The sequence below is a fragment of the Giesbergeria anulus genome (assembly GCF_900111115.1).
GTDB lineage: Bacteria > Pseudomonadota > Gammaproteobacteria > Burkholderiales > Burkholderiaceae_C > Simplicispira > Simplicispira anulus.
The window spans coordinates 464,406-487,335 of record NZ_FOGD01000001.1 but is presented as its reverse complement, the minus strand read 5'-3'; the positions used below and the strand labels follow the sequence as shown (position 1 = coordinate 487,335).

The window sequence follows — 22,930 nt, the reverse complement described above, 5'->3', positions numbered from 1 at the left end:
GTTCTGCAATCGGACTGCACCCCCCCCCACGTATCCTACTGGAACACCCGGTACATCGCAGAAAACAGGTGCGCGCTTCAAGTACCTAAGCTAGTGCTGTTGGCCATGTACAGCAGGACACCCCAACCCACCGGCCAGCACTATCAAAAGAGTCGCCCCGTCAATGCTGCACTGAGCTGGCAATGTGGGCCAAAAAGTGCAAAAACCATGTACCCGTGGCTACGCAGTGGCTACACCAGCACGACCAACAAAAAAGCCACTCCCGAAGAAGTGGCTAATTTGTTGTTTTTATTGGTGCCGGAGAGATGAATCGAACACCCGACCTTCTCATTACGAATCTGTGGGCCGGGTGTTTTACCATCTTTGCCCTACCTTAACGCTCCTTTATAAAACAACATCTTAACCATAGAATGACCTTAACGGGCTAGCACCAAACCACCCCATTTTTAACCGTTCCTGCTAGCCCAGTGCTAGCCCGGTGCTAGCCCAGAAAGGCCCCATTGTGAGAGAGCACTTAACCAAAACATTGCTGCAAGCCGTTGCGCTACCGCTAGCCCGGCAACGCAAAACCATCTACGACACCAAGGTTCCGGCTTTGGCCGTTCGTGTTACCTCGACTGGGGCCAAGACTTTCTATGTGATTAAGCGTGCTGGCACCAGCATGGCATGGTTCAAGCTGGGAGCGTTCCCGGATATGACCGTGGAACAGGCCCGCACCGAAGCTGGCAAGGTGCTGGGAGAGTTTGCGACTGGGGCGAATCCAGCAGCGGTTAAGCGTGCATTGAAGGAAGAACCCACCTTTGCCGAAGCGTTAGAGATTTTCCTCAAGGACAAGCGCAAGCGTGACGGCACGCCTATCGGTGCCAAGACCAAAAAGGATTACGGCGATCTGTTGCGCTTGCACATGGATGGCATCAAGGCCAAAAAGCTATCGGCCATCGAGCGCACCGAAATCAAGGCCACCCATACCCGTGTCACCAAGGGCAGCCCAGCCCAAGCCGATAAGTGTGTGGCGCTGGTGTCGGCGGTGTTTTCGTTTATGAAGGATATGGAGCACTTCGCTGGCCCCAATCCGGCGGAACGTATCAAGAAGAACCCACCTATCGAGCGTGACCGCTATTTGCTATCGGACGAACTGGCAAGGTTCTTTCAGGCGCTGGCCGATATGCCCAACCCCACCATGCGCGACTTCTTTATGGTGGCACTGTTGACGGGGGCACGCCGCGCTAACGTGGCCTCTATGCGCTGGCAAGACATTGATATGGGTGCTGGCCTTTGGCGCATTGCCATGACCAAAAACGGCACGCCCCAGAATGTGACCCTTAGCCCCGAAGCCGTGGCCGTGTTGCAGCAACGCAAGGACTTGTCCGAGGGCACCAGTAGCGGTTACGTCTTCCCCGGCACAGGCAGTACCGGCCATATTGTGGAACCCAAACGGGCATGGGCTAGATTGTTGGAAGCGGCCAATATCGAGGGCTTGCGCGTTCACGACTTGCGCCGCACGCTGGGGAGCTGGCAAGCGCGCACAGGCACCAGCCTAGCCATCATTGGTAAGAGCCTGAACCACAAGACCCAGCGCGCTACCGGCATCTATGCGCGCCTTGACCTCCACCCGGTACGCCAGTCGGTCAATGCAGCCACCAGCGCAATGATGGAAGCCGCTGGCCTAAAACAGCCTGCCCAAGTGGTGCCACTGTTAGCAAAGGCCGCCTAAGGCCGCACGAACCACCAGCACCCCACCACCAGCCCGGCCATGCGCCGGGTTTGTCCTTTCTGGGGCCACCAGCGCCAGCGAAGGCAAGAAAGGGCACCCAGTACCAGCAAGGGCAACCCTCTACGGCTGGTGCAAGTGGCCCAGCTTGGGAAAACTCTCGCGCGACTTGTATTTATTTTGGGGCTACCGGGGCTACCGGGGCTACCTTGACCCCTCCACAGAGGGAAAACAGGCCCAAAAGTTGGTAGCCCCTTGGATTTTTTGCGGGGCTACCGGGGCTACCGAAAGCCCATTTCTTGCCCTTTCTGGTGCTTTTTGTGTCAATCAATAACGCCATACGTTATCATCTAAGGCATGATTCAAGACTTCCAGTGTGCAGACACCCACGCGCTATTTCTGCGCCGCCGGGTGCCACGCTTTGCCAACATTGAAGCCGTGGCCTTACGCAAGCTGGCGCAGTTGAACGCTGCTACCACATTGGACTTTCTGCGCGTGCCCCCCGGCAACCGGTTAGAGGCCCTGCAAGGCGACAGAAAAGGCCAGCACAGTATCCGCATAAACGAGCAATGGCGGCTGTGCTTTGTCTGGTGCGATGGCCGCGCCCACCGGGTAGAAATCACCGATTACCACTGAAAGGCAATGCAATGACCGATGAACAACTGAAGTGGCCCCACCCCGGCGAAGTGCTGCAAGAAGAATGGCTGTCCCCTATGGGCCTGAGTCAATACGCCCTAGCCAAGGCTATCGGGGTACCGCCCCGGCGTATCAATGAGATCGTGAAGGGGCAACGCGCCATTACCGCCGATACCGCGCTGCGCCTTGCTGCCTTCTTTGGCACCGACGCGCAAAGCTGGGTCAACCTGCAAACCGATTACGACATCCTTCGCGCCAAAGATGCCATGTCGGACGTGTTGGCACGCATCCAACGCCACACGCCCAAGCTGGCCCACGCCTGACCGACAGCGCCAGCCGGTGCCATTGTTTGCCCTTGCTGGTGCTGGTACCCCTTCCCGCTGGTGCCGTGGTGTGTATGCCGCCGTTCACCAGCGCCAAAACGCCCAAAAAGTTAAACTGTGTGCAACTTTTGGAGCAACCACTATGCACACCTCTACCCTTCGCACCGTAGGCGGTTCCATCGCCCTGACCATCCCGCAAAAGCTGGCCCGTGCCTTGGGCTTACACGCTGGCGACACAGTGAGCCTAGACGCGGAACAGGGCCGCCTCATCGTGGCACCCGCTGCCCGCCGTAGCTACACGCTAGAGCAGGTGCTTGCTATGCAAGGTGACGCCCCGCTGGCGCTGGATACCGATTGGGACACCATGCCAGCAACAGGCCGTGAGGTGGCACTGTGAAGGTGTTTGAACGTGGCGACATCGTAGCCCTGACCTTTGACCCTACTTTGGGCCGTGAACAGCAAGGCCACCGCCCGGCGCTGGTGTTGACGCCACAAGCCTTTAACCGATTGGGCTTGATAGGCGTGTGCCCCATTACCCAAGGCGGACAGGGTGCCCGTGCTGTGGGTATGGCGGTATCCCTGACCGGGGCAGGGACTGAAACAGCGGGGATTGTGCTGGTGCAACAGTTCCGCATGATTGACGCCAGCGCCCGCCGTGCCCGTTGGATAGAGCGGGCACCAGACCACATTACTGAGGAAGTACGCGCCCGGCTTGCTGCCTTGCTGGATTAACCGACAAGCACCATGCCCCGCATATTCAACCCACCGCACCCCGGCCTCACGCTGCGCGATGATGTATTACCCGCCTTGGGTCTAAGCGTTACCCAAGCTGCCCAGCAATTGGACGTATCCCGCGTGACTTTGTCCCGCGTATTGAATGGCCGCGCTGCTGTATCGCCTGAAATGGCGCTGCGCATAGAGGCATGGCTGGGGGTAGAACGTGGTGGCGAAGCCCGGTTGTGGCTGGCAGAACAAAGCGCCTATGACGTGTGGCAAGTCGAGCAGCGATTTAAGGCCACGCCTATGCACGTTCAACCGGCCCCGCAAATGGTGCACGCCTAAACCCTTGACCGTGGCTTTTGCCTTGCTGGTGCTGGGTGCAAAACCTAAAAAAACCTGACATTTGAGCGTGCTGCCCCCTTGGATAAACCTTGCATATCTGGTGCTGGGAGCTTTGCCATGCCGGTGTAGTGCCCTACGGCTTCGGGTATATTTGCCCCGCGCTGCACTTCTTAGCAGCGTGAAAGGGAAAACATGAACAGAGATATGATTGCTGCAACATATATCGGCTTTGGCATTGGTGGCGAATCTACGGCGTTGGCTTTCATGGGGGACTACGGCACCCAAAACCACCGCCATCAGAATACTTGCCGCCGTACAGCTCCTTCTATTTTTGAAGGAGTTAAGAACGCCATTACCAACGGCTTCCCAGAATCCGGCGGAGGTGGTGTATCCACTACCGAATCGGCTTGCACCGAAGCCACTGGCACCGACGCTGCGCCCGAAGCATCATCCGACGATGATGATGGCGGGGATGGTGACGGCGACCCCGACGGGTGGCGACCATCCCCTAGCCTATCCCCCCTTCGCGCCCCACCGTGCAATGCGGTAACTCGTACTGGCGCACCCCCTCCCGATAATCCAGAATTTGAACTGTGGCGATTGCCCACGGTGTTACAGCGCTATCCGGTCAGTAAACGCACTTGGTTTGCTGGTGTGAAGTCTGGCATATACCCCCCACCCGTAAAGATTGCCACCCGTGCCGTTGCATGGCGTGCCGCTGATATTCGCGCCCTAGTGGCTTCGCTGTAAGGGGCCACTATGCAAGCAATCAATACCGCCCACCCGGTAGGCGTAACCACGCCCACACCGCATATTCAGGCCCTGATCGAACCTACCAAGGAGCTATTGGACGAAAGGCAAGCCGCCGCCGTGCTGGACTTGTCACCCGGAACGCTGTCTGTCTGGCGCAGCACAGGCCGCTACAAACTGCCCTTTCTCAAGGTAGGCCGCAACGTGCGTTATCGCCGCGCCGACTTGGAAGATTGGTTGCAGCAACGGTGCCGCGTCAGTGGCGCTACGGTGTAGGGGGCAAAAGATGCACACCAAGCAAAACGCCCCCCACCACCCGAAGGCAATGGAGAGCGCCGCATTAAGCAAGCTGCATTCTGCCACCACCATGCGGGCCGTCAATCGGCTGGCGCTGGCCGCTTGTACCACCGTGCAGGCCCGTGCTACAGTCCGCCACGGTGCTGAACACACCAAAGTTGAACAAATCGCAGTTAGCGTCCAAGGCCCCCACGATAGCGGGGCTTTGCCATGCCTAGTTTTCATGCGTTCCCGAATTTTCCGGGGCGCGATGGTTTTGGGCTGGGTGTCCCGTATCCGTGAGGTGCGGGGGGTGACTAACTGCACCTGTTCAACCACCCAGCCCACCCGGTACAGCTTGAACACTGGCCCGAGTGGTTTGCCGTCTCAGTTAGGAGCCGAAACCATGACCACGTCCCCCGTGGCCAGCCGCTGCGCTGCGCCCATCCACACGCCCACCACGGGCACCACCCCCACCGAAGCCCAAGCATTCGCCTTGCTTGAAGCCATCAACGCATCCGCGCTGGCTGGCCTTTATATCCGCCGTGGCAACCTGCCAGCCGCCCGCCGCAAGGCCGTGCAACTGCTCAAGGCCCTGCAAGTCATGGAGGTGGCAGCATGAGCACCATCACCAAAAAAACGCTGGACGCTGAAACGTGGTGCGAACTGCAAAACCTCAACGACATCATCACGCTGGCCGCCTTTGCTGCTGATGCCCGCCGCACCTTAGAGGGTATCGACGAGGTTCGTCGCTGGTACCCAGAAGTGAGTGAGCGCATTAACGCCCGTGTAGTTGCGCCCTGCAATTGGGACACACACCACGACACCTTGCCCAACGTGCTTTCTCACGTCAACGACCGGCTGCAACGCCTGTTGAACGAGTCGGAGGAGGTATGAGCACCACCACCGATTACTTGGCGTGGCTGGATGCCGAACTGGACGATGCGGCTACTGACCTTGCCGAACATCGCAGCCTGAACAGCCCCGGCTTTGCTGATGCTGCCGCCCGCATGGTTGACTTGATGACCGCCCGCAGCGTGCTGCGTGAGTTCATCGCCAGCCAGACGCCGAACCTGACCCAGTAGGACGCCAGCCATGACTAAAAACCAAATGCAGCGCCCAAGCTGCGCCGCCGGGGTGCCCGTGCAAATGGATTTGCCTGCTATCCCCTTGCCACCGTTCGCACCACGCTGGCCCAACATGGGCACCGGCGACTACACCGCCTTGGAACTGTTCATTGCTGGCGAATTTGTCACTGTGGAACGGTTTCGCCAACTGACCGAGAGCACCCGGCTACCCGCCGCAGTGGGGAGGCTCAAAAAATTGGGCTGGCCTATCGACAAGGTAACGGTACCGGAGCCATCGCGCCGTAACCGTAGCCGCCATGTTGCGGTCTTTCACCTTCCTAAAAAATACATCCAGCAAGTGCCAGCCAGCGCAGTGCAGCAAGCGGGGGTAAGCGTATGACCCATGAACTTGACAAGGCTATCAGTGCCTTGCACCACCTTAGCCCCAATATGCCGCGTGAGGATTGGGCCAGAGTCTGCGCCGCCGTTCGTGCCGCTGGGATTGAATTCGACACGTTCGACCAATGGAGCCGTGGGGGTGACACCTACGATGCCAGCGCGTGCCGTTCCACTTGGAACAGTCTGCCACCCAAAGAAGGCGGCATTGGTGTTGCTACCCTATACGGCATGGCAAAGCGTGATGGATGGAACGCGCCCAAGGCACCACGGACAGGCGCTGCCACCCAGAAAAGGACACCACCGCCCCCACCAGCGCCAGCCCCCACCGAAGCGCCCAAGCCGCCAAACCCGGTGTACGACCTGCTCAATATCTGGGAGCGGGCAGCGCCAGCCACAGCCCAGCACCCCTACTGCATTGCCAAAGGTGTGACCGATGGCCCGGCCTTGGAGGGTTTGCGCGTGCTGCCAGACAATGACCCGCTGCGCCTGAAAGGCCACAGCATGGCCGGTGCTTTGTTGGTGCCTGTTTGCTTGCCCGATGGTGCGTTGCTCACTGTGCAGTGCGTTGCCCAAGTGGGCACCAAGCCCGACGGTTCACCCCAGTTTGAAAAGCCGAATCTGAGGGGCTACCACTTTAAAACCGACACGGGCGCACAAGGGTTCCACGTTATCGGCCAAATACAGGCAGGCCAGCCGGTGCATATCGTGGAGGGCATAGGCGCGGCATGGGCCATCTATCAGGCCACGGGCACCGCAGCGGTAGTGACCTTTGGCGTAGGCCGCACCACAGCAGTGACCAAGGCGGTGATAGAGCACCACCCGCAAGCATGGCCGGTGCTGGTGCCAGACGTAGGGCAGGAAGCCCAAGCCCAAAAGACGGCCAAAGAGCTAGGTTGCGCCGTGGTGCCCTTGCCCGGCGACTGGGAGGACAACACGGACGCTTGGGACTACCTGCAAGCGCATGGCCCCCAAGCCCTAGCCGACCTATTGGCTACGGCCACCCAGCCCACCAAGCCACCACCAGCACCCACCGATACCAAGGCCAGCACCAGCCAGATACCCGCCGAAAACGAACGCCCGGCCTATGTGGTGTTTGAAGACTGGCACAGTGAAGACGGGCAAAAGTTTCGCCCCGGTGTCTGGCTTTTCGCCATGAAGTCGGTGGGCAAGGGCGATAGCGCTACCTTGGTGCCCACCCAGCAATGGATATGCAGCCCGATGCACGTTGAAGCCATTACTTCGGATGCACACGACGGCAGCTATGGGCAAATGCTGCGCATTAAAAACCGGCGTGGCAACTGGGTAGAGTGGGCCATGCCTATGCGTATGCTGGCCGGTGACGGTATCGAGCTGCGTTCTATCTTGCTGGATATGGGGGCCGACTTGAGTCCCAACGCTAGGCAAGCACTGGCGATGTACCTGCAAAGCCAGCACCCCAATAAGCACCTGCAATGCGTGGCGCAAACGGGTTGGGTAGATGCCAAATGCAAAGCCTTTGTTCTGCCCGATGCCGTGATTGGCCCACAAGCTGCCGACGTGGTTTATCAGTCTGAAGACCGCGCCAGTGGTGAATACGGCACTGCTGGCACCTTGCAAGGCTGGCAAGCTGGCATAGCGGCTATGGCGGTGGGCAATCCTATGCTGGCGCTGGGTTTGTGTGCGGCCTTTGCTGGGCCAGTGCTGGCAAAAGTCCATGCCGAAAACGGTGGCCCCCACTTTATCGGTGGCAGTTCCACGGGCAAGACCAGCATCTTGCAAGCCGCGTGCAGTGTCTGGGGTGGCAAGGGCTACAAACGAAGCTGGCGCGCTACCAGCAACGGGCTAGAGGCTGCTGCCGCCATGTTCAATGACTGCCTTTTGGCCTTGGATGAAATCAGCGAATGCGACCCGAAGGACGTGGGCGAAGTGGTCTATATGCTGGGGAACGGACAAGGCAAGCAACGGGCTACCCGGCACGGTGGCGGTAGGCAGTTGACCCGCTGGCGCTGCGCCGTTATCTCCAATGGCGAATACAGCATAGGTACCAGCATGGCCGAGGGTGGCTACCGTATCAAGGCCGGGCAACAGGTGCGCCTGTTTGATGTGCCATGTGCGCCGCGTGCCTTTGGCGCTTGGGACACCTTGCACCACCACCCCAGCGCTCGCGCCTTGTCTGACGCGCTCAAAACTGAGGCCGCCACCCACTACGGGCACGCTGGCCGGGCCTTCCTAGAGCGTTTGGCAACCGAAGATAGCGACTTGGGCGAACTGTTGGCCGCTATACGCGCCCGGCCTGAATTCAGCACCGACGGCGAAGGGCAAGAACAACGGGTTGCAGGCCGCTTTGCCGTGCTGGCGATGGCGGGCGAACTGGCTACCGACTACGGCATTACCGGCTGGCCCGCAGGCGAAGCTATCTGCGCTGCTGCTGTGGGCTTTCAGGCGTGGCGCAGTCTGCGCACTGACAAGACGGGCGCGAATGCAGAACAGGGCCAGATTGTGCAGGCCGTGACCGACTTCATTGATAAGCATGGCGACAGCCGATTTAGCGATGCCGACGCCACAGAGGATGCACGCGCCCCATTGATTCGTGACCGGGCTGGATACTGGCGCAAGACCGACCAAGGCCGCGTGTACCTGTTCATTGGGGCCGGGATGCGCGAAGCCTTGAAGGGTTTTGACTTCGGCAGGGCACTGGCCTACCTAGAGGCCGCCGGGCTGATTGGGCCAGCCGGGCAAGGGGGAAAACGCCAGCGCCAGCGCAAGATTGCAGGGCGAAACCTGAAGTTTTATGAAGTGTATCCCGATGGTGCGGAGGCGACAGAATGACCGTTCCTAGCCTGATGGAACGCCTAAAAGCCGTTCCGGTAGCCCCGGTAGCCCCGCAGACTTTGCACGGGGCTACCGAAAAAAATGACATCCTCAGAGGGGAAAACGCTTCGGTAGCCCCGGTAGCCCCGGTAGCCCCAAAAAAAGAACGAGGGCAGAGTGAAAATCAGAAATCGCCCTCAGATTGGACGCCATCACCCCCAGCGCCTGACCCCGGCATTGCCCCGCTGCTGGCGCTGGCGATGGCCTTGTGTGATCGAACTGGTGCCAGTGACAAGGCCCGGCAAGACTGGCGCACCGACATCGAGCAGACACCGCCCGGCTTGCGTGGCGACTTGCAGCGCTACCTGCAAAGCCAGCTACCAATGCAAGCATCAGCACCAGCAAAGGCACCAGTGCAGACGCCAGTCCCCAAACCACTGCCCAAGTTCCATGTGGCCCAGCCTTGGAACGTAGCCGACCGCACCTATCAGGCCCATCACTGGAGCTGCCCCACTTGCAAGGCCGCCGCCCGCAGTGGGGGGCACAGCGCCCGCTGCACCGAAGGCCAGCAACTGCATTCCGCCTACGAACAGGCAGCGGCAAAATGAGCCAAACCATGATGAACACATCGCAACCGGGGGTTGCAAGCGCCCCCACCCGGTCATCCATCCCTGACCACTTACGCGCCTAGGTGCTGGCGCTGCGCCGCACGGAATCGGCCAAGGCGGTATCTCAACCCATTGGAATCCCTCTAGGCACCGTCAAGGCCATCAGTAGCCACTCTGGCATCACCCGCGACAACCCCAAACTGTGCGCGAGTTTTTTCGGCTGCCTGACCCGGTAGCCAGCCATTGCACAGCACTGCAAACCCCGGTTGCACCGCCCCAGCCCGTAGCCGCAACGGGTGATGACGACTTGGACGCCGTACTGTGGTTGCGTCAAGTGGTGCAGACTGGTGATGCCGCCAGAGAGGATTACCTATTCCACTGCATGGCAACCATCCGGCCCAAGACCCGCGACGAGGCCAAGGCCGTGCTGCGCGCTACATGACCCCGCGTACGAAATGTTTGACTGCAACGAGATGGATGCCGTACTGGAGAACCTGGTCGTAGGACGGCGCAACTCAGGGTTACAGCTTGGGCACGGGCGGTTGCTGAGGTCTTCCAACTACGCCATGGTGCAACAGTACACTTTTCAAGATGCACAAAGAAAATACTCCAGATTCCGAGGATGCGCCACCCACCGTTACACAGATGGTTGTTGGCACCAGTGTTGTCATTTCAATAGTTCTCTTACTTCTTCTTATTGCTTGGCCAGCTGCGCGGGGGCTACTCTCGGGAGCGAATGCTGCTGCGTGGGTACAAGCCATTGGCTCGGTTGCAGCGATTGGTGCAGCTGTATGGCTTGCACATACGCAAGCTGACAGGGAGCGTAAAAAAAGAGAATGCGAGGAATACGAAAGACGTCTGAGAAACACTGCCATTGTTTTGGCCGCTATTGGATACATACGCTATGTGTCCACTGGAATCCAGAAAGACTTAACCAAAACTTGCGGCATCGTCGAGACGCCTGCCCGAACCGATGTGATGGCGCACCGGATCGAAGCGTTGAGGCGTTTCGCAGAACGGTTGGATGTTGCTCAGCTTGATAATGCAAGAATCACACCTCGTTACTTCGGCGTTCTGGAGGCAGTTGTTGCACTTGAGGTCGCTTACATGGAGTCTGCGCAGCACGCGCTGAAAGCTGTGAATGACGTGCTTCAAATGTGTACCCGCTTCTCTATTGATTTTGGAGGTGCTGGCATCCATACCATTCGCGAATACACTTTCTTGCCAGAGTTTCAGGATATATAAGTCCTCCTCGGTCTGCGAAAACATCCGCTTTGGGTCGATTCCCGTCTGTCACGTTGCCCTGCTAGGCCAATCCGTAGCGTTCAATCCTTGTTGATTCGGCGATAGGTTGAGGCTAACCAATTAAAGGTGGGTCGCTACCGCCGTGACTGGATACCACTGTGGTGGCCCAGCAGTCTTGATTAGATTCCAAATCTGACCCCTACCCAGCCCGGCCCAGTGCCGGATTTTGCTTTTGGCGGTGGCGCTGTTGGTTGCCAAAAGTAGCCAAGAGGTATCCAGCACAACGCCGCTGTGAACGTGCCGAAATCTTTCCCGTCACGTTCGGTGCAGGCCAGCCCAGCGCTATTTATTAAATAGCAGAGATACAAGCGTTTGCGTGGTATCCAAGGGCAAGGTATCCAACTTGGTATCCAAGGAATCGGGCATTTTCAGGATGGTTACAGAGGCAATGGTTGCAGGCAAGGTTACAAGCCAAAGCCGCATATTTAGGGCCGGTTTCCAAACTGGGGGTTTCCAAGCAGGTTTCCACGGAAACCCGCATTTTTGAGCTGGTGCGCAAAGTGTGGTGCGCAGGCAGGTGCGCAGCGAAACTGCACCTTCTGGGAGTAGATGCCGACTGCAAGGGTAGGCACGAAGTTGGTACGCAAGGCCACGGTACGCAGCCCGGTACGCACGGAAGCGCTATTTCTGAGTGCGTACTTTGGTTAGCGTGGTGCAGGTTAGCGCCGTGGTTAGTGGGCAAGAGGTGCCAACAGGGCACTTACTTAACAGGCTGCTTAACAAGATTTTGGGGTGTTAAGCGAGTGGCGTGAAGTATCGGCGCTGGCCCCTTGCCACTCAGGTTAACGCCGTGGTTAACGTGGTTTGGGGGCAGTTAACCGTTAACCAGTTGGGGCAGTTTACAAACTGGTTTACACGTTTTGGGGCTGTAAACCGGGGGTTGTGAACCGGCTGTGCAATGGCCCAAAACGACGAAGCAGCCCAGGATTCCTATGGGCGGCCTGACCAGCAAGCTAGTTCAAGGTTCGCCCCTATCGCCGGGCTGCACTCATTTGTACGCCGTCCACTGTCGCGCGTCAATCCGAATGAGGTCTCAAGAGCGGTATCCGCCAATGTGGTGCTGGCCGCCGTGGAGCAACTGCCTAGGCCAGCGTCACCAGTTGCGGTAAAGGCATGGGCCGTTTTGGGGCTGGCTTAACGACAGAGCTACGGCAAAAAGCTGTCAGATTCGCGCAACAAACAGTCCCCATTTTTTTCTGGTGCTAGCCCCGTGCTAGCCCAACAAAAAAGCCACCCGGTTAAGAGTGGCTAAGTTGTTGATTTTATGGTGCCGGAGAGATGAATCGAACACCCGACCTTCTCATTACGAATGAGCTGCTCTACCGACTGAGCTACACCGGCGAAGGCGTCATTATACCGACTGATGGTAGCTAGTGACACGCTCCACTTCGTTCTTGGAGCCCAAGATCACGCTCACCCGTTCGTGCAGTTGCGTAGGTTGAACGTCCAAAATGCGTTGACGGCCATTGGTGGCAGCGCCACCCGCTTGCTCTACCAGCCAGCCCATCGGGTTGGCCTCGTACATCAGGCGCAGTTTGCCCGGCTTGTTGGGTTCGCGCTTATCCCAAGGGTACATGAACACGCCACCACGGGTCATGATCCGATGCACATCGGCCACCATACTGGCAATCCAGCGCATATTAAAGTCTTTGCCGCGTGGGCCTTCCTTGCCTTGCAGGCACTCGTCAATGTAGCGGCGCACGGGTTCGTCCCAGTGGCGCATATTGCTCATGTTGATGGCAAATTCTTTGGTGTCTTCGGGGATACGCACTCTTTCTTGCGTCAAGACAAACGAGCCTTGCTCGCGGTCTAGGGTGAACATGGCCACGCCATCGCCCACAGTCAGCACCAAGGTGGTTTGCGGGCCATAGACGCAATAGCCCGCCGCTACTTGTTGGTAGCCCGGTTGCAGGAAGTCTTTTTCTTCCACGCCCCGGTCGCCTTCAGGCTTTTTCAGTACGCTGAAGATGGTGCCGATGCTGACATTGACGTCAATGTTGCTGGAGCCATCCAAGGGATCAAACAGCAGCAGGTATTCGCCTTGCGGGTAGCGGTTGGGCACGACATAGATGCCGTCCATTTCTTCCGAGGCCATCGCTGCCAAGTGGCCGCCCCACTCATTGGCCTCGATCAACACTTCGTTGGCAATAATGTCGAGCTTTTTTTGCACTTCACCTTGCACGTTTTCGCTGTCGGCGCTGCCGAGCACGCCACCCAGCGCGCCCTTGTTCACAGCTTGGCTGATGCTCTTACAGGCGCGGGCCACCACTTCGAGCAGCAGGCGCAGTTGCGAGGGGATAAGTCCATCTACGCGCTGGTGTTCGACCAGATAGCGGGTCAGGCTGATTCGTTTTGCCATAGTTCTCTCCTTATTCGTCGGCCAGTGCGCGGCTAATGACTTCGCGCACATCGTTACTCAAATCGGGGCGGGCTGCCACGCGGGCAATGGCCTCGCGGGCACCACTGCGCCAAGGCTCGGCCAGTTTTTTCCAGCGGTCGAGGGCGCGGGCGAGGCGGGCGGCCACTTGGGGGTTGATGGCGTCTAGCTCCAAGACGCGCTCACTCCAAAAGACATAACCGGCAGCATCTTGGCGGTGGAAGGCACCGGGGTTGGCGCTGCAATAGCTGAAAATCAAACTGCGGGCGCGGTTCGGGTTCTTGAGGGTGAAGTCCGGGTGCGTGAGCAGTTGTTTCACGATGGGCAGTACATGGCCAGCGCGGTCGCTGGCCCCGGCTTGCAGCGCAAACCATTTGTCCAGTACTAGCGGGTCGTCCTTGAACAGCGTATGAAAGCGCTCTAGCGCTGGCGCTGCCAGTGCATGACCACAGCCGACCAAAGCCGCGAGGGCTTGGAAGCGGTCGGTCATGTTGCCTGCGTCTTTGAACCGCTGCAACGTCTTGCCGGGCCAGACGCTGTCCTGCGTATGTTGAGCGCCTAAGCAAAGCATGGTCAGGGCCAAGCCCGACAGTGCGCGCCGCCCTGCTGAGATGGCATCGGGCCGGTAGGCTCCGCTGGCTTGGTGGGCTTCGTAGGCCCATTGCCAGTCTGCGTGCAGGGCCAAGGCCAATTGCAGGCGCATGGCCTCGCGCACGGTATGGATGCGTTGCGGATCGACCACCGCCAACTGTTCGGCGATGTAGGTTTCTGATGGCAGCGTGAGCACCAGTTCTTTGAACGCGGCGTCCAGCGTGGCATCGCGCAGCACTTGGCGCAGCGCTTGCAACAGGGCCTCGTCCAAAATGGCGGCATCGTTGCCGCTGTCTGGGGTGGCGATGGCCTGCAAGGCGCGGCGCAAGACCAAGCGCTGGCTGGCTTCCCAGCGGTTGAAGGCATCGTGGTCGTGGGCCAGTAGCGTTAGCAGTTCGGCATCGGTGTAATCCACCTCCAGCACCACTGGCGCGCTAAAGCCGCGCAGCAGCGAGGGCACTGGCGCTTGCGCCACCTTCACAAACGTCCATTGCTGCTCGGCCTCGTGCAGCACCACGGTGCGGTTGCTGCCGGTGGCGGCTTCTTCACCTTCCAACTGCAAGGCCAGTGCTTGACCGTCATGGTTAAGTAGCCCCAACTCCACAGGAATGACAAACGGCTCTTTGCCCAGCTGGCCCGGTGTGGCGGGGCAGCTTTGGCGCAGCGTCAGGGTATAGGTGCGTTGGTCGGCATCGTACTGGCCGCTGGCCTGCACCCGTGGTGTGCCCGCTTGGCTGTACCAGCGTTTGAACTGCTCCAGTTGCAGCGCCAGTGCGCTGCCGGGGTTGGCATCGGCAATGGCTTGGGCAAAATCGTCGCAGGTCACGGCTTGGCCGTCGTGGCGGGAAAAATACAGCGCCATGCCCTTGGCAAAGCCATCACGGCCCACCAAGTGGTGCATCATGCGCACCACTTCGGCCCCTTTTTCGTAGATGGTGACGGTGTAGAAGTTGTTGATTTCGATATAGCTGTCGGGGCGCACGGGGTGTGCCATCGGGCCAGCATCTTCTGGGAACTGCGCGGTGCGCAGCACGCGCACATCCTCAATGCGCTTGACGGCGCGGGCTGAGGGGCTGCCCGCCATGTCCATGCTAAATTCTTGATCCCGAAAGACGGTTAGCCCCTCTTTGAGCGAGAGCTGGAACCAATCGCGGCAGGTGATGCGGTTGCCCGTCCAGTTGTGGAAGTATTCATGGCCCACCACGGCCTCAATGTTGGCAAAGTCGGTGTCGGTGGCCGTGGCTTCGCTGGCTAGCACATACTTCGTGTTAAAGATGTTCAGGCCCTTGTTTTCCATCGCGCCCATGTTGAAGTCGCTGGTGGCGACAATCATGAAGCGTTCTAAGTCCAGCGGCAGATTAAAGCGGGCCTCGTCCCAAGCCACGCTCGCCATGAGCGAGTTCATGGCGTGCTCGGTCTTGCCCAAGTCGCCGGGGCGCACATACACCTCTAGTAAATGCTCTTTGCCCGCACGCGACACAATGCGCTGTTGGCGTGCCACCAGCTTGCCCGCTACCAGCGCAAACAGATAGCAGGGCTTTTTGTGCGGATCGTGCCACTTGGCAAAGTGGCGGCCAGCGTCCAGATCGCCCTGCTCCAGCAGATTGCCGTTAGACAGCAACACCGGGTACGCCGCCTTGTCGGCGCGCAGCGTCACGGTGTAGCTGGCCATGACATCGGGGCGATCCAAGAAGTAGGTGATGCGCCGAAAGCCTTCAGCCTCGCATTGCGTAAAGAAAGTGCCTTGACTGACGTACAGACCCATGAGCTGGGTGTTCTTCTCCGGCACGCAGGTGGTGAAGATCTCCAGATCAAACGGCTCTGGGCCTTCGGGCAGGTTTTCCAGCACCAGCTGGCTGCCGTCCATCTTGAACGACGTTCCGGCCCCATTGACCAGCACCCGCGAGAGGTTCAGCTCTTCGCCCTCCAGACGCAGGGCTTGCGCCGCCACATCGGGGTTGCGGCGCAGGCGCATCTTATTGAGCACGCGGGTTTTGGCCGGATCGAGGTCGAAGGTCAGTTCTACCGTGTCAATCCACCACGCCGGGGGCTGGTAGTCGCTGCGGTGGATGGCCGTGGGTTGACCCTGTCCGTCAGGCATAAGCAACATGGTTTTCCTTAAACGCCCTGTTTGAGCGATGCTTCGATGAATGCGTCTAAATCGCCGTCCAGCACTTTTTGCGTGGCGGAGATTTCGACATTGGTGCGCAAGTCCTTGATGCGGCTGTTGTCCAGCACATAGGAGCGGATTTGGTGGCCCCAGCCCACATCGGTCTTGGTGTCTTCGAGCTTTTGCTGCTCTTCTTGGCGCTTGCGCATCTCAAAGTCATACAGCTTAGAGCGCAAACGTTGCCAAGCGATGTCACGGTTGCCGTGTTGGCTGCGGCCATCTTGGCATTGCACGACGATGCCGGTGGGTATGTGCGTCAGGCGCACGGCGGAGTCGGTCTTGTTAATGTGCTGGCCGCCTGCGCCGCTGGCGCGGTAGGTGTCGGTACGCACATCCGAAGGGTTGATGTTGATCTCAATCGAATCATCAATCTCCGGGTAGACAAACAGGCTGGCAAAGCTGGTGTGGCGGCCACCGGAGCTATCAAACGGCGATTTGCGCACCAAGCGATGGACGCCGGTTTCGGTGCGCAGCAGGCCGTAGGCATATTCGCCCTCGATATGGATGGTGGCACTCTTGAGGCCCGCCACATCGCCGGGGGTTTCTTCTTCCACCGTGGCTTTAAAGCCCTTGCGCTCGGCATATTTGAGGTACTGGCGCAGCAACATACTGGCCCAGTCGCAAGCCTCAGTGCCACCGGCACCCGCTTGGATATCGACAAAGCAGTTGAGCGGGTCGGCCTCGTAGCGGAACATGCGGCGAAACTCTAGCTGCTCAATCAGCGGGCTGAGTTTGCCTGACTCTTCTTCGATGGTGAGCAGACCGGCCTCATCGCCTTCTTCTTTGCTCATCTCAAACAGTTCGGCGTTGTCGGCCAGCTCGCGGGTGAGCTTTTCTAGGGTCAGCACCACGCCGTCGAGCAGTTTTTTTTCTTTGCCCAGTTCTTGGGCTTTTTTGGGGTCGTTCCAGACGGCGGGGTCTTCTAGCGAGGCATTGACGGTGCGCAGGCGTTCAAATTTGGCATCGTAGTCAAAGATACCTCCGTAACTCTTCTGTCCGGGTGGACAGGTCTTGCAAGGTGTTGCCGATAAGGTTGACGCGTTCTGCTTCCATGGTGTTGTCCTGAGTAATGGGTGAAATAACCGATAACGGGGGATTTTCTCACGCGCAGCACCACACGGCTCCCGAACTGCCGGTTCTCGTGTTGGCGGCGGCCCGCTGGCTGTGCGCTACCGCACAGACCGCGCACAGTGTCAGTCCTATGCTGAAGGCACGAACGTTGTTCCTGCCCATTTCATGAACCTGTCCGCCGCCCCCACTGCTCCCGTCGCCACCATCTTGGTGGTGGACGATGAAGAGCGCAACGTCAAGCTGCTCGAAGTCTTGCTACAAGCCGAGGGCTACGCCACGGTGTCTGCGCTCAATGGGCGCGAGGCACTGGCGGCTGCCGTATCGGCCTGCCCCGACCTGATCTTGCTCGACATCATGATGCCGGACATGGATGGTTTTGAGACGGTGGCGCAACTCAAAGCTAACCCACGCACCCGGCAGGTGCCGGTCATCATGGTCACATCGCTGGATGACCGCGACACCAAGCAACGTGCCTTGCTGGCCGGGGCTGAGGAGTTTTTGAGCAAACCCATCATTCGTGCTGATTTGACGGTGCGCGTGCGCAACCTGCTGCGGCTCAAGCAGTACAGCGATCTCCTGACCCACCACAACCAGTTGCTAGAAACACAGGTCAAAGAGCGCACGGCACAACTCGAAGAAGCCTACCGCGACACCGTGCTAACGCTGGTGCGCGCCGCCGAGCGCAAAGACGAAGAAACCGGGCACCATGTGCGCCGCATCAGCCACTACTGCGTGGTGCTGGCTGATGCTATGGCCTTGCCAGAGGTGGGCAGCGACGTTATCTTCCATGCCAGTCCCATGCATGACATCGGAAAAATTGGTATCCCCGACCATGTGCTGCTCAAGCCGGGGCCACTGACACCCGACGAATGGGCCACCATGCAGACCCACTGTGCGCTGGGAGCGCGTATTTTGTCCAGCGGTACCTCGCGCTATACCCGCATGGGCGCTGAGATTGCGCTGGGCCACCATGAGCGCTGGGATGGCAGTGGTTATCCGGCCGGCCTGCGCGGCACGGATATCCCGATGGCCGCACGCCTGATGCAGATTTGCGACGTTTACGACGCCCTGCGCAGTCGGCGGCCCTACAAGCCAGACATGGAACACGCTCAAGCAGTAGACATCATTGTCCTAGGCGACGGGCGTACCCAGCCTGAGCATTTTGACCCCGCTGTGCTGGCTTGCTTTGTGGCGCAGGCACCGCTGTTTGCAGCCATTTACGAGGCACATCCTCATGGCTAGCCCTCCCCTTGGCGCAAAAAAGTCTGCCAGCCGCCTCGAACTGCGGTTGGTGGTGGGCTTGGGCCTCGCTATGGCCGCACTGCTGCTGGCCGGTGCCCAGATGGCGAGATCGGTCTATGGCTACAAAAACACCATGCACTGGGTAGTGCATTCATACCAAGTGCTCGATGCGTTGGGCGAGGTGGTGTCGGGTGTGCGCGAGATTGAAAGCCGCCAGCGCAGTTACATCATTACTGGCGATCCGCGTTATGTGGCCCAACGCGCCCGCGAGGCAGAGGCCGTGCGCGCTGTGCTTGCACGTCTGGAGCGCCTGACTGCTGACAATCCCGCCCAGGGAATGCGCAGCAGCCAAATTGCTCAACTGACCGAGTCGCGCCTGCAACTGCTCGACAACAACGTAGCCGTGTTTCAGGCCCAGGGTTTTGAGGCCGCGCGTGACCTGATTCGCAGCGGCGTCTCTGAGCGCACCATGCAGGCGCTGCTCAAAGAAATCAACTTGCTTACCGCTGCGGAGCACAGCTTGCTCCAGCAGCGCACCGAACGCGCCCAATCCAACAGCGAGTGGGCGCTCTCAGTCAGTGCCTTGCTGGTCGGGCTGACGGTGATCGGTATGTTGTTGCTGTGGTGGCGGCTGCGCGTGGATGCCCGCAACCGGGTGGTCGATGAGGCTTCGGCACAAGAAAGTGCTTTGTTAAAGCAAGTGCTCAACCTACTGCCTGTGGGGGTTTTGGTGGCCGATGCCCAAGGCGCGCTGACCCACATCAACCCGGCAGCGCGCAGCATCTGGGCCTCAGACCCGCTGGCCGATCCGTTGCAGTATGGCGAATACGTGGGTTTCTGGCCCGAGTCGGGCAAACGTCTGGCCCCAGACGATTGGGCACTGGTGCGCGCCTTGCACACGGGCGAGACCATTGGCGACGAGTTGGTTGATATCCACTGCCGCGATGGAAGCCGCAAGACCATCGCCAGCTACGCCATGCCGATTCGCAACGCGACGGGCGCGGTGGTCAGTGCCATCGCCGTCAACATTGACGTCACAAGCTTCAAACGCACCGAGCGCCAGTTGCGTGCCACCGCCCGTTTTGACGAAACCCAGAGCCAAGCGCTGGCGCTGTTTTCTACTACCTTTGATCGCGAAAAAATCCTCGTTGGGCTGCTGGCCTTGCTGGCGCAGCGCCATCCGTTTCCGGTGTCGGCCCTGTATGGCTTTGAAGAGGCTAGCGGGCGCTTTCGCTGCGAAACCGCGCACGGTATGGGTCTGGACGGGCCACGCCAGTTTGCGCTGGGCGAGGGACTGCTGGGGCAGGCGGCGCAAACCGGGCGCACGGCGGTGCTCGATTGTGCCGAGCTCACGCTACAAACGGGCTTGCTGGACTTTGCACCCATGCAAGTGCTGATGCTCCCGGTGAGTTACCAAGAGCGCCGCTTGGCGGTGCTGGTGCTGGCGGCCAGCAGCCGTCTCGATGATGGCGAGCGCGCCTTTGTCGAGCGGCTGGCCGTGACCTTGGGGGTGGCACTGGACAATATGCGCCAATACAGCGATTTGCGCCTGCTGACCGAGCAACTGCGCACCCGCAGTGAAGAGATTGCCGTCAAAAACCGCCAGCTCGAAGAGGCCAGCCGCATGAAGTCGGAGTTTTTGGCCAATATGTCGCACGAGCTGCGCACACCGCTGAACGCCATCATCGGGTTTTCTGAGGTGCTGGCTGATGGCCTGCTGGGCGAGCTACAACCCAAGCAAAAAGAGTACGCCAACGACATCACCACCAGCGGCACCCACCTGCTCTCGCTTATCAACGATATTCTTGACCTATCCAAGGTGGAAGCTGGCAAGATGACGCTGGAGCTAGAGCCTTTGCAGGTGGAACCCTTGTTGCAATCGGGCTTGCAGGTGGTGCGCGAACAAGCCTTGGCCCACGGCTTGCACATCGTGGCCGAGCCGCCCGGGCCTTTGGGTGAGATTTGGTTGGATGCCAGAAAGGTCAAGCAAATTCTCTATAACCTGCTCTCCAACGCCGTCAAGTTCACGCCCCAAGGAGGTACGGTGGGTTTGTCTGCCCGGCGCGTGGGGCAGGAGGCAGTGGCGCAAGGCACGCACGCCCAGTATCTAGAGATTGCAGTCAGCGACACCGGTATCGGCATCTTGCCAGCAGACCAAGCCCGGTTGTTTCAGCCTTTCACGCAGATTGACAGCACCTTGGCGCGGCGTTTTCAGGGCACCGGCTTGGGCTTGGCGATGGTCAAGCGCTTGACTGAGCTGCACGGCGGGCAGGTTGGCTTGCACAGCGCGCCGGGCAGTGGCTCCACGTTCACGGTTTGGTTGCCGTGGCGCACCCAAGCCGAGGCGGAACCGGTGCTGGTGTTGCCCCCTGTGGCTTTGGTCGCTCAGGTGAGCACACCCGTACACGCACTGGCGCGTGGCGGGCAACCGCTGGCGCTGGTGGTAGAGGACGACGACAAATCTGCCGAGCTGCTGCGCGTGCAACTGGAGCACACCGGCTTTCGCACCGTGCGTGCGGTCAGTGCCGAAGCCGCCATGACGCTGGCAGAGCAAGAGTGCCCCGACTTGATTACGCTAGACATCCACTTGCCCGGCATGGATGGCTGGGAGTTTCTGAACCAGTTCAAGCAGCACCCACATTTCTCTGGCGTCCCGGTGGTCATTGTCTCCATCGTGGCCGACAAGGTACTGGGCCTGTCGATGGGGGCTAGCCGGGTGCTGCAAAAGCCGGTGGGCCGCGAAGAGCTGACCCAAGCGCTGGCGGGCCTCGGTTTTCAGCTGCACCTCGACGGCAGCAGGCGCACGGTGTTACTGGTAGACGATGATCCGCAATCTCTACAATTGCTGGGCACTTACCTCAATCCGGCCGATTTTCGGGTGCTCATGGCCTTTAGCGGGCAAGAAGGTATCGACATGGCACAGCGCGAACACCCCGACCTGATCGTGCTCGATTTGATGATGCCGCAGGTCAGTGGTTTTGATGTCGTGGCTACGCTCAAGGCCGATCCGCACACGGCCAGCATCCCCGTGATCGTGGTCACCGCCAAGCAAATCACGGCCCAAGACCGCGCCAAACTGGCGGGCGACGTTGACTTGCTGATTGAGAAATCAAAGCTCAACCACGGCCGTTTCATCGATGAAGTCAAACGGGCGATTGCCTGGAAGGAGCACTGAAGTGGCCCACGTACTGGTCGTGGAAGACCACCCGGCAAACATGAAACTAGCGGTTTTTCTGCTGGAGAATGCGCACCACAAGGTCACGCAGGCCACCGACGCCGAAGAAGGCATCCGCTTGGCGCGCGCGCTGGAGCCAGACCTGATTTTGATGGACATCCAACTGCCGGGCATGGATGGCTTGACGGCTGCGCACCTGCTCAAGGCCGATGCGGCCACCCAAGGCATCAAAATTGTGGCGCTGACGGCGCTGGCTATGGGCGGTGATCGCGAAAAAATTCTGGCCGCTGGGTGCGATGCCTACATCGCCAAACCCTTGCGCTATAAAGAATTTTTGCAGGTGGTGGATGCGATGGTGAACGGTGGTGCTTTGCCTTCGGTGGCCTGACCATTGCACGCTGGCCTCATGGCGTAGCGCTACGACACAAAGCCCTCAATCAGCGCAGCCACGGCTTGGGGCTGATCGTGGTGCAGCATATGCCCCGCATCTTGCACTACGGCCTGTTGGCAGTTGGACACCGCTTGCAGGCGTTCATGGTATTGCTCCAGCGTATAGCGGCCTTGCCACCAGTGTGCCATGTGGTTGTCGGTGGCTTCTACGGCCAAGGTGGGCGCGGTGATGGCACGCCACAGGGCTAACACTTCTTCCACGCGGTAGAGTTGGGCATTGATAATTTTGTGCGCCGCATCGCCCAAAATGCGCCATTCGCCTTGGGCGTTGGCTTGCGCCCAGTGTTGTGCCAACCAGTCGGCCTTGTCTTGGGGCAGGCGTGGGTTGGTTTTTATTAAGCGTTGGGCTACGGCCTCGGCGCTGTCGTAGGCCTTCATGGTCAGGGTGCCACACTCGTATTGGTGCAGCTCGTTTAGCCACTGTGCATAGCGGGCCGGGGCTTGTTCTGGGGTGTTGGCAGGCATGCCAAAGCCCTCTAGGTTGATGAGGCGGCGGATGCGCTCAGGCCGCACCCCGGCGTACATCATGGCGATGTTGCCGCCCATGCTGTGGCCCACCAGATCGACGGCTTGGCCGGGGGAGTAATGCTCTAGCAGGCGTTCTAAGTCGGCCAGATAGTCGGGAAACTGGTAGTGGTCGTTGCCAGCGGGGGGCTGTGTCAGGCCAAAGCCGCGCCAGTCGGGGGCAATGATGCGCCGCCCCTGCACAAAAGCCTCACTGAACGCATCGACGACAAATTGGTACGAGGCCCCGACATCCATCCAGCCATGCAGTAGCACGAGCGGTGGTTCGGTGCTGGTGGCGCTGCCCCAGTGGCGTACATGGTAGCGCAGGCCGCGCAGGGGAATCCATTCGGTTTGAAAAGGGCGAAGGCTTTGGTACATCCTTGGATTATTCCGCAGCAAGGCTGACCATCGCTGTGTGGC

Annotated in this window: 23 protein-coding genes and 1 tRNA gene; 19 read left to right on the top strand and 5 right to left on the bottom strand. The window is 59.5% G+C overall.

Features of this window, described 5'->3' with window-relative positions; all coding sequences use genetic code 11:
• Positions 1-502 precede the first annotated feature (502 nt).
• From BMX55_RS02265 to BMX55_RS02190, 16 genes are all read left to right on the top strand, one after another.
• A complete protein-coding gene (locus BMX55_RS02265) occupies positions 503-1,714 on the top strand; it encodes a tyrosine-type recombinase/integrase (protein ID WP_091453119.1) in 1,212 nt (403 codons plus the stop codon).
• A gap of 354 nt (positions 1,715-2,068) precedes the next feature.
• Positions 2,069-2,347: a type II toxin-antitoxin system RelE/ParE family toxin gene (locus BMX55_RS02260; protein ID WP_091452089.1), complete on the top strand. Its 279-nt coding sequence runs from the start codon at positions 2,069-2,071 to the stop codon at positions 2,345-2,347.
• A gap of 11 nt (positions 2,348-2,358) precedes the next feature.
• Complete coding sequence (locus BMX55_RS02255; protein WP_091452087.1) at positions 2,359-2,670, top strand: HigA family addiction module antitoxin; 312 nt, start codon at positions 2,359-2,361, stop codon at positions 2,668-2,670.
• A gap of 142 nt (positions 2,671-2,812) precedes the next feature.
• Complete coding sequence (locus tag BMX55_RS16345) at positions 2,813-3,067, top strand: AbrB/MazE/SpoVT family DNA-binding domain-containing protein (RefSeq protein WP_177172803.1); 255 nt, start codon at positions 2,813-2,815, stop codon at positions 3,065-3,067.
• Positions 3,064-3,402: a type II toxin-antitoxin system ChpB family toxin gene (locus BMX55_RS02245; RefSeq protein WP_091452080.1), complete on the top strand. Its 339-nt coding sequence runs from the start codon at positions 3,064-3,066 to the stop codon at positions 3,400-3,402. The genes BMX55_RS16345 and BMX55_RS02245 overlap by 4 nt, the downstream gene beginning before the upstream one ends.
• 12 nt (positions 3,403-3,414) lie before the next feature.
• Entirely contained in the window at positions 3,415-3,732 is a 318-nt protein-coding gene (locus BMX55_RS02240) for a HigA family addiction module antitoxin (RefSeq protein WP_091452078.1), read from the top strand.
• Between the two features lie 204 nt (positions 3,733-3,936).
• Complete coding sequence (locus BMX55_RS02235; protein WP_245751210.1) at positions 3,937-4,482, top strand: helix-turn-helix transcriptional regulator; 546 nt, start codon at positions 3,937-3,939, stop codon at positions 4,480-4,482.
• 9 nt (positions 4,483-4,491) lie between these two features.
• Complete coding sequence (locus BMX55_RS02230) at positions 4,492-4,758, top strand: helix-turn-helix domain-containing protein (RefSeq protein WP_091452075.1); 267 nt, start codon at positions 4,492-4,494, stop codon at positions 4,756-4,758.
• Positions 4,759-5,164: 406 nt separating this feature from the next.
• Entirely contained in the window at positions 5,165-5,380 is a 216-nt protein-coding gene (locus BMX55_RS16340; RefSeq protein ID WP_177172802.1) for a hypothetical protein, read from the top strand.
• Complete coding sequence (locus BMX55_RS02220; protein WP_091452067.1) at positions 5,377-5,655, top strand: hypothetical protein; 279 nt, start codon at positions 5,377-5,379, stop codon at positions 5,653-5,655. The genes BMX55_RS16340 and BMX55_RS02220 overlap by 4 nt, the downstream gene beginning before the upstream one ends.
• Entirely contained in the window at positions 5,652-5,843 is a 192-nt protein-coding gene (locus BMX55_RS02215) for a hypothetical protein (protein WP_091452064.1), read from the top strand. The genes BMX55_RS02220 and BMX55_RS02215 overlap by 4 nt, the downstream gene beginning before the upstream one ends.
• Positions 5,844-5,853: 10 nt before the next feature.
• Complete coding sequence (locus BMX55_RS02210) at positions 5,854-6,225, top strand: hypothetical protein (protein ID WP_091452061.1); 372 nt, start codon at positions 5,854-5,856, stop codon at positions 6,223-6,225.
• Positions 6,222-9,032 (top strand): DUF927 domain-containing protein, encoded by a 2,811-nt coding sequence (locus BMX55_RS02205; RefSeq protein ID WP_091452057.1) that lies wholly within the window; start codon positions 6,222-6,224, stop codon positions 9,030-9,032. The genes BMX55_RS02210 and BMX55_RS02205 overlap by 4 nt, the downstream gene beginning before the upstream one ends.
• Positions 9,029-9,622 carry a hypothetical protein gene (locus BMX55_RS02200; protein WP_091452052.1) on the top strand — a complete coding sequence of 198 codons (594 nt, stop codon included), beginning with the start codon at positions 9,029-9,031 and terminating at the stop codon, positions 9,620-9,622. The genes BMX55_RS02205 and BMX55_RS02200 overlap by 4 nt, the downstream gene beginning before the upstream one ends.
• Positions 9,623-9,824: 202 nt before the next feature.
• Positions 9,825-10,064, top strand: a complete 240-nt coding sequence (locus BMX55_RS02195; RefSeq protein WP_091452049.1) for a hypothetical protein — start codon at positions 9,825-9,827, stop codon at positions 10,062-10,064.
• 149 nt (positions 10,065-10,213) lie between these two features.
• Complete coding sequence (locus BMX55_RS02190) at positions 10,214-10,867, top strand: hypothetical protein (protein ID WP_091452046.1); 654 nt, start codon at positions 10,214-10,216, stop codon at positions 10,865-10,867.
• Between the two features lie 1,325 nt (positions 10,868-12,192).
• Here BMX55_RS02190 and BMX55_RS02185 read toward each other — a convergent pair.
• From BMX55_RS02185 to prfB, 4 genes are all read right to left on the bottom strand, one after another.
• Positions 12,193-12,268, bottom strand: a tRNA-Thr gene (locus tag BMX55_RS02185).
• A gap of 10 nt (positions 12,269-12,278) precedes the next feature.
• Positions 12,279-13,286 (bottom strand): class 1 fructose-bisphosphatase, encoded by a 1,008-nt coding sequence (locus BMX55_RS02180; RefSeq protein ID WP_091452043.1) that lies wholly within the window; start codon positions 13,284-13,286, stop codon positions 12,279-12,281.
• 10 nt (positions 13,287-13,296) lie between these two features.
• Positions 13,297-16,005: an aminopeptidase N gene (pepN, locus tag BMX55_RS02175; protein WP_091452041.1), complete on the bottom strand. Its 2,709-nt coding sequence runs from the start codon at positions 16,003-16,005 to the stop codon at positions 13,297-13,299.
• 8 nt (positions 16,006-16,013) lie between these two features.
• Positions 16,014-17,118 (bottom strand): peptide chain release factor 2 gene (gene prfB, locus BMX55_RS02170; protein WP_143059561.1). Its coding sequence is split into 2 segments (ribosomal slippage): positions 16,014-17,036 and positions 17,038-17,118, totalling 1,104 coding nucleotides; the frame shifts between segments, so codons are not numbered across the junction.
• Between the two features lie 183 nt (positions 17,119-17,301).
• On the opposite strand from prfB, the gene BMX55_RS02165 reads away from it, so the two are divergent.
• From BMX55_RS02165 to BMX55_RS02155, 3 genes are read left to right on the top strand one after another with little or no spacing between them, the layout of a single operon-like run.
• Positions 17,302-18,378 (top strand): response regulator, encoded by a 1,077-nt coding sequence (locus BMX55_RS02165; RefSeq protein ID WP_091452038.1) that lies wholly within the window; start codon positions 17,302-17,304, stop codon positions 18,376-18,378.
• Positions 18,371-21,553, top strand: a complete 3,183-nt coding sequence (locus BMX55_RS02160; protein ID WP_091452035.1) for a response regulator — start codon at positions 18,371-18,373, stop codon at positions 21,551-21,553. Before BMX55_RS02165 ends, BMX55_RS02160 begins: the two co-directional genes overlap by 8 nt.
• Before the next feature lies 1 nt (position 21,554).
• Positions 21,555-21,941, top strand: a complete 387-nt coding sequence (locus BMX55_RS02155; protein WP_091452032.1) for a response regulator — start codon at positions 21,555-21,557, stop codon at positions 21,939-21,941.
• A gap of 29 nt (positions 21,942-21,970) precedes the next feature.
• Here the strand turns inward: BMX55_RS02155 and BMX55_RS02150 are convergent, their stop codons facing one another.
• Complete coding sequence (locus tag BMX55_RS02150; RefSeq protein ID WP_091452030.1) at positions 21,971-22,888, bottom strand: alpha/beta fold hydrolase; 918 nt, start codon at positions 22,886-22,888, stop codon at positions 21,971-21,973.
• Positions 22,889-22,930 lie beyond the last annotated feature (42 nt).

What these genes read in the sequence shown, in the direction of transcription:
- BMX55_RS02260 (WP_091452089.1), top strand. Translation starts at nt 2,069, where the DNA reads ATGATTCAAGACTTCCAGTGTGCAGACACCCACGCGCTATTTCTGCGC.
- BMX55_RS02255 (WP_091452087.1), top strand. Translation starts at nt 2,359, where the DNA reads ATGACCGATGAACAACTGAAGTGGCCCCACCCCGGCGAAGTGCTGCAA.
- BMX55_RS16345 (WP_177172803.1), top strand. Translation starts at nt 2,813, where the DNA reads ATGCACACCTCTACCCTTCGCACCGTAGGCGGTTCCATCGCCCTGACC.
- BMX55_RS02240 (WP_091452078.1), top strand. Translation starts at nt 3,415, where the DNA reads ATGCCCCGCATATTCAACCCACCGCACCCCGGCCTCACGCTGCGCGAT.
- BMX55_RS02235 (WP_245751210.1), top strand. Translation starts at nt 3,937, where the DNA reads ATGATTGCTGCAACATATATCGGCTTTGGCATTGGTGGCGAATCTACG.
- BMX55_RS02230 (WP_091452075.1), top strand. Translation starts at nt 4,492, where the DNA reads ATGCAAGCAATCAATACCGCCCACCCGGTAGGCGTAACCACGCCCACA.
- BMX55_RS16340 (WP_177172802.1), top strand. Translation starts at nt 5,165, where the DNA reads ATGACCACGTCCCCCGTGGCCAGCCGCTGCGCTGCGCCCATCCACACG.
- BMX55_RS02220 (WP_091452067.1), top strand. Translation starts at nt 5,377, where the DNA reads ATGAGCACCATCACCAAAAAAACGCTGGACGCTGAAACGTGGTGCGAA.
- BMX55_RS02215 (WP_091452064.1), top strand. Translation starts at nt 5,652, where the DNA reads ATGAGCACCACCACCGATTACTTGGCGTGGCTGGATGCCGAACTGGAC.
- BMX55_RS02210 (WP_091452061.1), top strand. Translation starts at nt 5,854, where the DNA reads ATGACTAAAAACCAAATGCAGCGCCCAAGCTGCGCCGCCGGGGTGCCC.
- BMX55_RS02205 (WP_091452057.1), top strand. Translation starts at nt 6,222, where the DNA reads ATGACCCATGAACTTGACAAGGCTATCAGTGCCTTGCACCACCTTAGC.
- BMX55_RS02200 (WP_091452052.1), top strand. Translation starts at nt 9,029, where the DNA reads ATGACCGTTCCTAGCCTGATGGAACGCCTAAAAGCCGTTCCGGTAGCC.
- BMX55_RS02190 (WP_091452046.1), top strand. Translation starts at nt 10,214, where the DNA reads ATGCACAAAGAAAATACTCCAGATTCCGAGGATGCGCCACCCACCGTT.
- BMX55_RS02180 (WP_091452043.1), bottom strand. Translation starts at nt 13,286, where the DNA reads ATGGCAAAACGAATCAGCCTGACCCGCTATCTGGTCGAACACCAGCGC.
- pepN (WP_091452041.1), bottom strand. Translation starts at nt 16,005, where the DNA reads ATGTTGCTTATGCCTGACGGACAGGGTCAACCCACGGCCATCCACCGC.
- BMX55_RS02165 (WP_091452038.1), top strand. Translation starts at nt 17,302, where the DNA reads ATGAACCTGTCCGCCGCCCCCACTGCTCCCGTCGCCACCATCTTGGTG.
- BMX55_RS02160 (WP_091452035.1), top strand. Translation starts at nt 18,371, where the DNA reads ATGGCTAGCCCTCCCCTTGGCGCAAAAAAGTCTGCCAGCCGCCTCGAA.
- BMX55_RS02150 (WP_091452030.1), bottom strand. Translation starts at nt 22,888, where the DNA reads ATGTACCAAAGCCTTCGCCCTTTTCAAACCGAATGGATTCCCCTGCGC.